This is a genomic window from Streptomyces sp. NPDC007095 (genome assembly GCF_040634475.1).
Classification (GTDB): Bacteria; Actinomycetota; Actinomycetes; order Streptomycetales; family Streptomycetaceae; genus Streptomyces.
The window spans coordinates 1-9,569 of the sequence record NZ_JBEYFS010000321.1 but is presented as its reverse complement, the minus strand read 5'-3'; the positions used below and the strand labels follow the sequence as shown (position 1 = coordinate 9,569).

Here is a 9,569-nt window from a genome sequence, read left to right as displayed (position 1 = left end):
GACCGCCCCCGACCACCGAGCCGAGATGACCATCCGCTTCGCCGTCTGGGACCAGATCACCGGCGCTGCCGGCCGACCCACCACGGTCTGACCAAAGGCCCGGAACCCAGCAACACCACACCCTGACACGCCGCCAGATCTCCACACACCCAACAACGTGACAGTGCCCATGTGGGTGTTCGGCCGCACCACAGCCGATGCCACCAGCGGCTCGGTCGTCAAGGTTCCCGCCAGCATCGCGGCCGCCCAGCTCGTTGATCCAGGCCAATGGACTCTGCTGACTGGCGTCTATGACGGTGCCCATCATCAGCTTTTCCTGTACGTCAACGGGATCCGGCAGGGCGCCCAGGGCGACACAGACACCGATGACGACACCGGCGACGGCATCGTCTTTGATGGCCCTTGGCAGGCGAGCGGCACGTTCAACATCGGCCGCGGACGGATCAGTACGGGCGTGTACAGCGACTACGCCAACAGCCTCGTGGACGACGTGAGGGTGTGGACGGGCGTGATGTCTGACACCGCCATCGATCAGCTCTACCTCAACGAAGTGCCCATCCCGCTGTGACGGCGGACGAGTTGCACCAGCGCAGCACGGTTTCGGTGGACTTACACACCAGCGGTTTCACGCAAATGGGGAGTGCAGTCATGGGTGGGCTACGGCGGACACGGCTGTGGGTCGTCGCTGTCACAGCGAGCGCGCTGGTGGCCACGGGGCTGGGCACCGCCCCGGCCGTGTGGGCGACTCAGCGGCACGGACACAACATCGTGCACGTCCCGGCGGCCAAAGACGGCACCGCCGTTGCCTTCAAAGCCAAGAAGGTCACGAAAAAGGACCCGGCCCAAGCGGCTGCGGCCCGTACGGCCAGGGAACTGGCCAAGGCCACGGTCTGGCCTACCGCTTCCGATGTGACCCTGCGGGTGGCGGGGAAGGCGGCCCTCGCCAAGAGCACTCCTGTCGGCAAGCTGCCGCTCAAGGTGAGTGCCCCGACCACAGGGGAGGCCCCGGCCAAGGTGGCGGTCCGGGTGGCCGGGCACAGGACCGCGACCGACCTGGGCATCCACGGCACTGTGCTCTCCCTCGCCCGCGCCGACGGAAGAAAGGGTGCGGGCAAGACCCGGCTGACCCTGGACTATTCAGGCTTCGCCAATGCCTACGGAGGTGACTACGCCTCGCGGCTCTCCCTGGTGCGGCTGCCTGCTTGCGCGCTCACCACCCCGGCCTTGAAGAAGTGCCGGACGGCTACGCCGGTCGCGACGAAGAACGACGTCGAGCACCACACCCTGACGGCGACCGCCTCGGTCAGCAGCTCCGCGGTGACGGCCCTTGCCGCGACTGCGGACGCCAAGTCCGGTGCCGGTTCCTTCCAGGCGACGTCCCTCAATCCGTCTGCCGCCTGGAACGCGGGCGGCTCCAGCGGCGACTTCACCTGGTCGTACCCGCTCGGCGTGCCCCCGTCCAACGGCGGCCCCGCCCCCAACCTGGCCATCACCTACGACGCGCAGAGCGTCGACGGCCGGCTGCCGTCCACCAACAACCAGCCGTCCTGGGTCGGTGACGGCTTCGACCTCTCTACCTCCTACATCGAGCGCTCGTACGACTCCTGCGACGACGACGGTCAGACCGACAAGAACGACCAGTGCTGGGCGAACGACAACGCCACCCTCGTTCTCGGCGGCAAGTCCAGCCCCCTGATCAAGAGCAGCACCGGCGACTGGCACCCCAAGACCGACGACGGCGAGCGCGTCGTCCACTCCACCGGTGCCACCAACGACGACAACGACGGCGAGTTCTGGACCGTCACCACCCAGGACGGCACCCAGTACGTCTTCGGCAAGAACCGGCTCCCTGGCTGGACCACCGGAGCCCCCGTCACCAACTCCACCTACACCGTCCCGGTCTTCGGCGACGACTCCGGCGAGCCGGGCTACGACCAGGGCACCACGTTCTCCGGCCGCTCGCTCACCCAGGCCTGGCGCTGGAACCTGGACTACGTGGTGGACCCGCACGGCAACGCGATGTCGTACTGGTACACCAAGGAGACCAACTCCTACGCAAAGAACGGCACCACCGGCAACGGGACCGTCTACGACCGCGGCGGCTACCTCAAGCGCATCGACTACGGGATCACCGCCTCCACCGTCTTCGGCACCGCGCCCGCCCAGGTCAACTTCACCACCGCCGAACGCTGCCTGGTGACCAGCAGTGAGGACTGCTCCTCGCTCACCTCCACCACCGCAGCCCACTGGCCGGACGTTCCCTACGACCAGGTCTGCGCCTCCGGCAAGGTGTGCGACGCGAGTGGACCGACGTTCTTCTCCCGCAGACGCCTCACGGGTGTCACCACCAGCATCTGGGACGCGAGCCTGTCCACCCCCAACTACCGTGACGTGGACTCCTGGGCGCTGGACCAGTCCTTCCTCGATCCGGGTGACGGCACCTCCGCCGGATTGTGGCTGAAGTCCATCACCCGCACCGGCAAGGACGGCTCGACCAAGGCCATGCCACCGGTCACCTTCGAGGGCATCCAGCTCTACAACCGGGTCGACACCACGCACGACAACATCGCCGCACTGGTCAAGTGGCGTGTACGCAAGGTGACTTCGGAGACGGGCTCGGTCCTCACCGTCAACTACTCCGACCCTCAGTGCGTCGCGGGCACCACCATGCCCACCAGCCCGGACTCGGACACGCTGCGCTGCTTCCCGACCTACTGGCAGCCGCCGTACACGACAGACCCGCAACTGGACTGGTTCCACAAGTACGTCGTCACACAGGTCACGGAGTCGGACCCCACCGGCGGCGCGCCACTGAAAGAGACCGACTACACCTACAACGACTCACCGGCCTGGCACTACGACAGCGACAACGTCACCGCCCCCGCCAAGCGCAAGACCTGGTCCGTGTGGCGCGGCTACGGCAGCGTCACCACGACGACGGGCGACGCGCAGTCCACCCGCACCAAGACCGTGGCCACCTACTTCCGCGGCATGGACGGCGACAAGCAGTCCGACGGCACCACCCGCAGCGCCAAGGTCACCGACTCCACCCGCACGTCAGTCATCGACTCCGACCCCCTGGCCGGCACGGTCCGTGAGTCGATCACCTACAACGGCAGTGCCGAGGTCTCCGGCACCATCACCGACCCGTGGATCCACCAGACCGGCACCGACGGCACCCGCAACGCCACCTTCACCCGCCCCCACGCCGTCCACACCCGCACCGACCTGTCGTCCGGCGACACCCGCAACACCACCGTCACCACGACCTACGACGATGCGACCGGAGCGGCGCTCACGGTCGACGACGCGGGCGACGACGCCGTCACCAAAGACGAACAGTGCACCCGCACCACCCTCGCGAACAACACCACCGACTGGCTGATGGCCTTCCCCGTACGGGTCGAGACCGTCGATGTTGCCTGCGCCGACGCCCCGAACCGCCCGGACGACGTGGTCTCCGACGTACGCACCCTCTACGACAGCCAGGCCTACGGCGCTGCTCCGAAGCTCGGTGACGAGACATCCACCCAGCGGCTGTCCTCCTACAGCAGCGGCAGCCCGGTCTACCAGACGGTCTCCACCAGCGCCTACGACGCTCAGGGACGGATCCACTCCGTCAAGGACGCCGACCAGAACACCACCACCACCGACTACGTACCGGCCACCGGCGGGCCACTGACCAGCACCGTCACCACGGACGCCAAGGGCTACGCCACCACCACGACCTACGACCCCGCCCGCGGAACAGCCACGTCCGTCGTCGATCCGAACACCAAGCACACCGACTACGCCTACGACGGCCTCGGCCGCCTCACCGGCCTCTGGCTCGCCAACCGGTCCAAGTCCTCGAACCAGACCGCGAGCCTCATCTACACCTACTCGATCTCCAACACCGCGGCCTCGGTGGTGTCCACCGGCAAACTCAACAACGACGGCACCACCTACGACACCACCTACGCCCTGTACGACGCGATGCTGCGCCCCCGCCAGACACAGACCCCCGCCCCGGGCGGCGGCCGCGTCATCGCGGAGACCAAGTACGACAGCCGGGGCCTGGCCGTCGTGTCGAACTCCGACTACACCGACGCCACCGCGCCGTCCGGCACGCTGGCGACGATCACCTCAGCGGTCCCCTCCCAGACCCTCACCACCTATGACGGTGCGGGCCGCGCCACGTCAGCCGACTACTACGCCGTCGGCACCAAGCGCTGGACAACCTCCACCGCATACGGCGGTGACCGCACCACCGTCACCCCGCCCAAGGGCGGCATCGCCACCACGACCCTGACCGACACCCTCGGCCGCACCACCGAGACCCGGCAGTACGACAGCGGCAGCCCCTCCGGCTCGTCCACGTCCATCAAGTACACCTACGACGCGAAGAGCCGGCTGAAGGAAGTCGTCGACAACGACGGCAACACCTGGTCCTACGGCTACGACCTGATGGGCCGCAAGACCAGTTCCACCGACCCGGACACCGGCACGACCAGCACCGCCTACAACGAGCTCGACCAGGTCACCGCCACCACCACCGCCGTCGGCACGAAGGACGAGAAGACCCTCAGCTACACCTACGACGTCCTCGGCCGCAAGAGCGGCATGTACGACGGCACCACCCAGGACACCACCCACCAGCTCGCCAAGTGGACCTACGACTCCCTGATGAAGGGGAAGCCGACCTCCTCGATCCGCTACGTCGGCGGCTCCGGCACCACCGGCAAGTCGTACATCAGCCAGGTCGGCGCCTACGACTCCCTCTACCGGCCGACCCTGACCCGGGTCACCATCCCCTCGGTCACCGGCGAGGAATCCCTCGCGGGCTCGTACACGTCGTCGATCGGCTACAACCTCGACGGCACCGTCCAGTTGACCTCCGACCCCGCGGCCGGCGGCCTGCCCGCGGAATCCCTGGAGTACGGCTACAACGACCTCAGCATGCCGACCACGCTGAAAGGCGCCACCGGCTATGTCCAGGACACCGGCTACACCAAGCTGAGCGACATCGGGCAGATCACCCTCGGAGTCTCCTCCGCCGACACCGCCAAGTGGCTCCAGATCACCAACACCTACGAGAACGGCACCCGCCGCCTCCAGCGGGAACTCGTCACCGACGACACCCACACGCCCCCCGTCCAGGACACCTCCTACACCTACGACGACGCCGGCAACCCGACCAAGACCGCCACCCACGCCGACGCCACCGACGACGTCCAGTGCTACCGCTACGACGGCCACGACCGCCTCACGCAGGCCTGGACCGCCACCGACGGCTGCTCCGCAGACCCCTCCACCGCAGTCCTCGGCGGCCCCGCGCCTTACTGGCAGAGCTACGGCTACGACGCCCTCGGCAACCGCAAAACCCAGGTCAACCACGCGACAACCACAGGCGGCAACGACACCACCACGACGTACGCCTACCCGGGCAAAGACGCCACCGGCCAGACACACGCGCACACCCTCGACGCGTCGAAGAGCGTCACCGGGAGCACCACGACCACCAACTCCTACACCTACGACGCCTCCGGTAACACCCGCACTCGCACCCTGAGCGGCAAGACCCAGACCCTCGACTGGGACGACGAAGGCCACCTCGCCAAGGCCACCAACGCCGACGGCACCTCCGTCTCCTACCTCTACGACGCCGACGGCAACCGGCTGCTCTCCCGCGACGACTCCGGCACCACGCTCTACCTCGGTGACACCGAAGTCCACCTCGCCAAGGGCACCACCACGACCACCGGAACCCGCTACTACAGCTGGGCCGGCCAGACCGTCGCGGTCCGTACCAGCTCCGGCAGTCTCCAGTGGCAGGTCACCGACGCGCACGACACGGCCGAGACCGCCGTAGACGCCACCACCCAGACTGCCGTACGCCGTCGCCTCGACCCCTTCGGCAATACCCGCGGCGCCCAGCCTGCCTCCGGCACTTGGCTCGGCGACAAGGGCTTCGTCAACGGCATCCAGGACACCACCACGGGCCTCACCCACCTCGGCGCCCGCGAGTACGATCCCACGATCGGCCGCTTCGTCTCCGACGACCCCCTCCTCGAACTCACCGACGCCCAGCAGATCGACGGATACACGTACGCGGCCGACAACCCTGTCACCGGCAGTGACCCCACTGGACTGTGCATGGACCCGGGCAATGGTCACTGCGAGCCCGACGACGGTGGTAAGAGGGGCCCCCAGGCGCCGGACCCGGCGTACGGCGACACCAACCCCGACAACAGCAGCCCCCACCACGGAAGTGGAGGGGGCGGCAGCTCCCACCACAGCTGCGGCTTCTTCGGTTGCACCCTGTCCAACTTCGCCCACAAGGCCTACCACGCCGTTACACAGCACCCCGTCATCGCCGCCGTCGTAGCCACCGCGGTCGTCGTCGGAGTTGTCGCCTGCGTCGTAGCCACAGCAGGCGGTTGCGGAGCCGTACTCGCGGCCGGCGCCGAAGGGTTCACCGCGGGGGCCGAAGCGGGGAGCCTCGGGGCTGCAGCGGTCGGCGCGTCCGTCGGGGTTGCCGCAGAAGGCGGGGCCGTCGTAGCCGGATCGTCGGCCATCGCGGGGGCGGGGGCGGCAGCCGTCGCCGAAGGAGCAGAAACTGCCTCCGCGTCCAAAGCGGCCACCGAATCCGGAGCCAGGGCAGCCGACAGCGCAGCGGAGGGAACCGCAGGCTCCGGCGCGGCCAGGGGCAGTGAGCGTGCTGACACCGCCGCGCCCAAGAGCGGTCCCAGCGGCTGCAATTGTGACCACGCTGAACTTCAGAGTGAGCTGACCCAGCTCGGCAAAGATCGGATCGAAGAGGTCAAGAGTAGCCTTTCCGAAGGTGAAATCCTGCCGGGCGCGTTCAGCGTAGGGCGTGACCAAACCACCGGAACGACTTATTATGGTGAGAGTGGACCCGCCACTGGGCATCACACCGATGTGATTTCCCGGCTACCCGGAGAATCCCAGCTCCCCAACGGTCGCCCGCCAGGCGTGTGCGCAGAAGCACGGATGTGCACTAACGCCCTGAACGATGGAGCTTCGTTGGAGAACTTGGATATTATCACCCTCAACCAGAAGGGAAAGAAGTTCAAAATGTGCCCTAACTGTCAAACGTGGGTGCCGGGCGCTGTCCGGAATGTGCTGACCGGATGAGTGGTTTCAATGATGCTTCCCGGCGGCAGGGATTGCGTGATGCATTCCCCGACGCAACCCGAGTAGACCTGGGGTCAGCTTCTGTCGATCAGGTGTCCATGCTCTATGAAGAGGCTGGTTATGATGTAGGGGCAGAATTGCGTAGATTTCTCGAAGAGTATCGAGAGGTCTCCATTTCGTGGATATATCGCGAAATGGAGGTGAGTGTGCAAATTGACGCAAAAGAAGCCCTTTCTTTCTACCCTGGTAACATTCGCATATTTTCTCAGAGGGTGGGGCGCCCTCTGGTCCCCATTGGCTCTGCGTTCGCCACTGAAGAAGTGGTATTGATTGCGGGCAATGGAGACGTTTTTCTCGCTGGGGATGCCGGAATGCAGTATGTCGGGAACGGATTTATAGAATCCATGCAGGCCCTGATTTCTGAAGATTGGGACAAGACATTCTTCTGATGGGCGTATTCTCAAGTCCCGCACGAGAGTCCGCCGGTTTGATGGCGCGTGGCGAGCCTACGAAGAGGCAACTCGGGAATGGTGCCACTCTGAAGGTCTGCTGGCATTGACCCTCACGCCAAAGCAAACCGCTGCTTATTGCCGTGATGTTGCGTCAGTCGCCCGATGCTCGACAAGAAACGGAAAGTGGGCGGCCCCACCGGAGTCTGGTGGGGCTGCCCACTTTGGAGGGGCATCTGCGGCCTGTCTATCGGGCGCTGCAGTACGATCAGTTGGTGGCGAAGGGCGAGGATCTCCAGGTTCGTTCGGTCACCCATCGGCAACAGCCGCATGAAGCTGAAAGCGGTCCGACAGAGGCTTGCGCCGGCCCGGCCGTGGCTCGTCGGCCAGACCTGCCAGTCGGTGAGCCGCGAACCGCGAGCGCCACTTGCGCACCGTCGCCACGGTCACGCCCAAGTCGCCCGCCACCTGGGAACTTGACGCACCATCCGCACACGACAGCACGATCCGAGGGCGCTCTGCCGAACGAGATCCCGCTCAACCACCCGCCCAACGCGACAACTCGGCGCGCTCCTCCTCAACCGGCCCTTTGTCGCCCGGTCTGATCATCTCTGATTCCTGGCGGGAGTTGGACCCGGTAGCGTGGGAGGAGTTCGACGTGAGCTTATACAGGCTCTTCGCTTGACTCGACTGGCTATGGGAGGACGGCGTGCTACCACAAAGCCTCGGTGGGACCAGGCGGTAGAAAGCTGACCGATGGCCACCACCAACCCAAGGCCGTACTCACCGTCTTGAGCGCTTTGCGGTTATCCATTGCCCATTCCAGCGGTCAGGTGCGGCGCGCACCGCCCCGGGCGAATGGCGCTGATTCCATGTGAATCGGCTCTCGGACCTAACTCCGGCATGGCGGCGGACGCGCGTGGCGTAGCGGGTGTGGGTGTTCTCGCGGAGCGTGGGTGGTCGGGGAGGGCGGCGGTGCCAGGCGATGGGGGCGTCCCGGAGCGCGCCGAGGGTGGCGGAGCAGGAGCGGGCAGCCTTCGTATCATCGGAGCAAACTTGACCGCGCGGCGCGCACCGTCCTGGTGCGGTGGTCAGCGGTTGCGGGAGTGGGGAATTGATGGGCCAGGGGATGAAGGCAGTACGGCGCTCCGCAGGGACGGAGACGGTGTTGGACGTGCTGTTGCGCTGGGTGTGGATCCGGCGGCGTACGTCCGCGCAGGACCTCGAGGACTTCCGGAACGGGCAGCCGCTTCAGGTTGTGGGGTTCACGAAGAGTATCGGTGGGGCGGTTATGGTCTCGGTCGGTCGCGGCAAGCAGATCGCGCGGACCAGGCAGGGGTATTTGCGCCTCGTCGTGGGGGAGGCGCCGGTCTGGAGCGATCGGCGGGGAGGCAGGAGCGCGACCCTGAGGCCGCCCTTCGGGGTCAAGCTCACGGGCGAGAAGGTGCCCATGGCGCCGAAGTTCGAGCGGTATGAACTGGTCACGGCTGACGGGACGTACGACCTGGCGGTTCCGAAGAAGGACGCGGAACTTGTGCTGTACGTCTTCGGTCCGGCGCAAAACTGAACCGAGAGCCCACCCGGCCACGGCGTGCCGCCAGCATGTCCAGCGCGCACCAACGGGTGCCCGCGTCGCATGTAATGAAAGTGACGGACACGTGCCTGGTGACGGCGCTGGCATCGGGACCAGTTCACCGCGTGGTCGCGGCGTGCAGGATGGCAGCGGGGTTCAACTGCTCCAGCAGACGACGGATTTCGGCTGGTGTGAGGTACACGAGGTCGGGTGTGTCGGGCTCGGCACAGCCTTTTTTCGTGCTCTTGCATGGTCATGCGGCGAGGAACGCGTGGGCGAGCATCGCCAGGGCGATATGCCGATACCAGCCGAGGTTGTAGGTGCCGAGAACCACGTCCGTGCTGGTCACGCGGCATGTTGGTACTCGCGGAGGATGCCGCCGAGGCGGTCGCGTCTGCGGACGTCGAGAT

Annotated in this window: 5 protein-coding genes; 4 read left to right on the top strand and 1 reads right to left on the bottom strand. The window is 66.4% G+C overall.

What is annotated here, in order from left to right; genetic code table 11:
* Nucleotides 1-157 precede the first annotated feature (157 nt).
* From ABZ656_RS53030 to ABZ656_RS53020, 3 genes are all read left to right on the top strand, one after another.
* Nucleotides 158-568 (top strand): LamG-like jellyroll fold domain-containing protein, encoded by a 411-nt coding sequence (locus ABZ656_RS53030; protein ID WP_360279249.1) that lies wholly within the window; start codon nucleotides 158-160, stop codon nucleotides 566-568.
* 80 nt (nucleotides 569-648) lie between these two features.
* A complete protein-coding gene (locus ABZ656_RS53025) occupies nucleotides 649-7,137 on the top strand; it encodes an RHS repeat-associated core domain-containing protein (protein WP_129592448.1) in 6,489 nt (2,162 codons plus the stop codon).
* A complete protein-coding gene (locus tag ABZ656_RS53020; RefSeq protein WP_101408664.1) occupies nucleotides 7,134-7,586 on the top strand; it encodes an SUKH-3 domain-containing protein in 453 nt (150 codons plus the stop codon). Before ABZ656_RS53025 ends, ABZ656_RS53020 begins: the two co-directional genes overlap by 4 nt.
* Before the next feature lie 309 nt (nucleotides 7,587-7,895).
* On the opposite strand, the gene ABZ656_RS53015 is transcribed toward ABZ656_RS53020, so the two are convergent.
* Nucleotides 7,896-8,093 carry a helix-turn-helix domain-containing protein gene (locus ABZ656_RS53015; protein ID WP_101408663.1) on the bottom strand — a complete coding sequence of 66 codons (198 nt, stop codon included), beginning with the start codon at nucleotides 8,091-8,093 and terminating at the stop codon, nucleotides 7,896-7,898.
* 658 nt (nucleotides 8,094-8,751) lie between these two features.
* Between ABZ656_RS53015 and ABZ656_RS53010 the strand changes: the two genes are divergently transcribed.
* Nucleotides 8,752-9,153, top strand: a complete 402-nt coding sequence (locus ABZ656_RS53010; protein ID WP_360279252.1) for a hypothetical protein — start codon at nucleotides 8,752-8,754, stop codon at nucleotides 9,151-9,153.
* The last annotated feature ends 416 nt before the right edge of the window (nucleotides 9,154-9,569 follow it).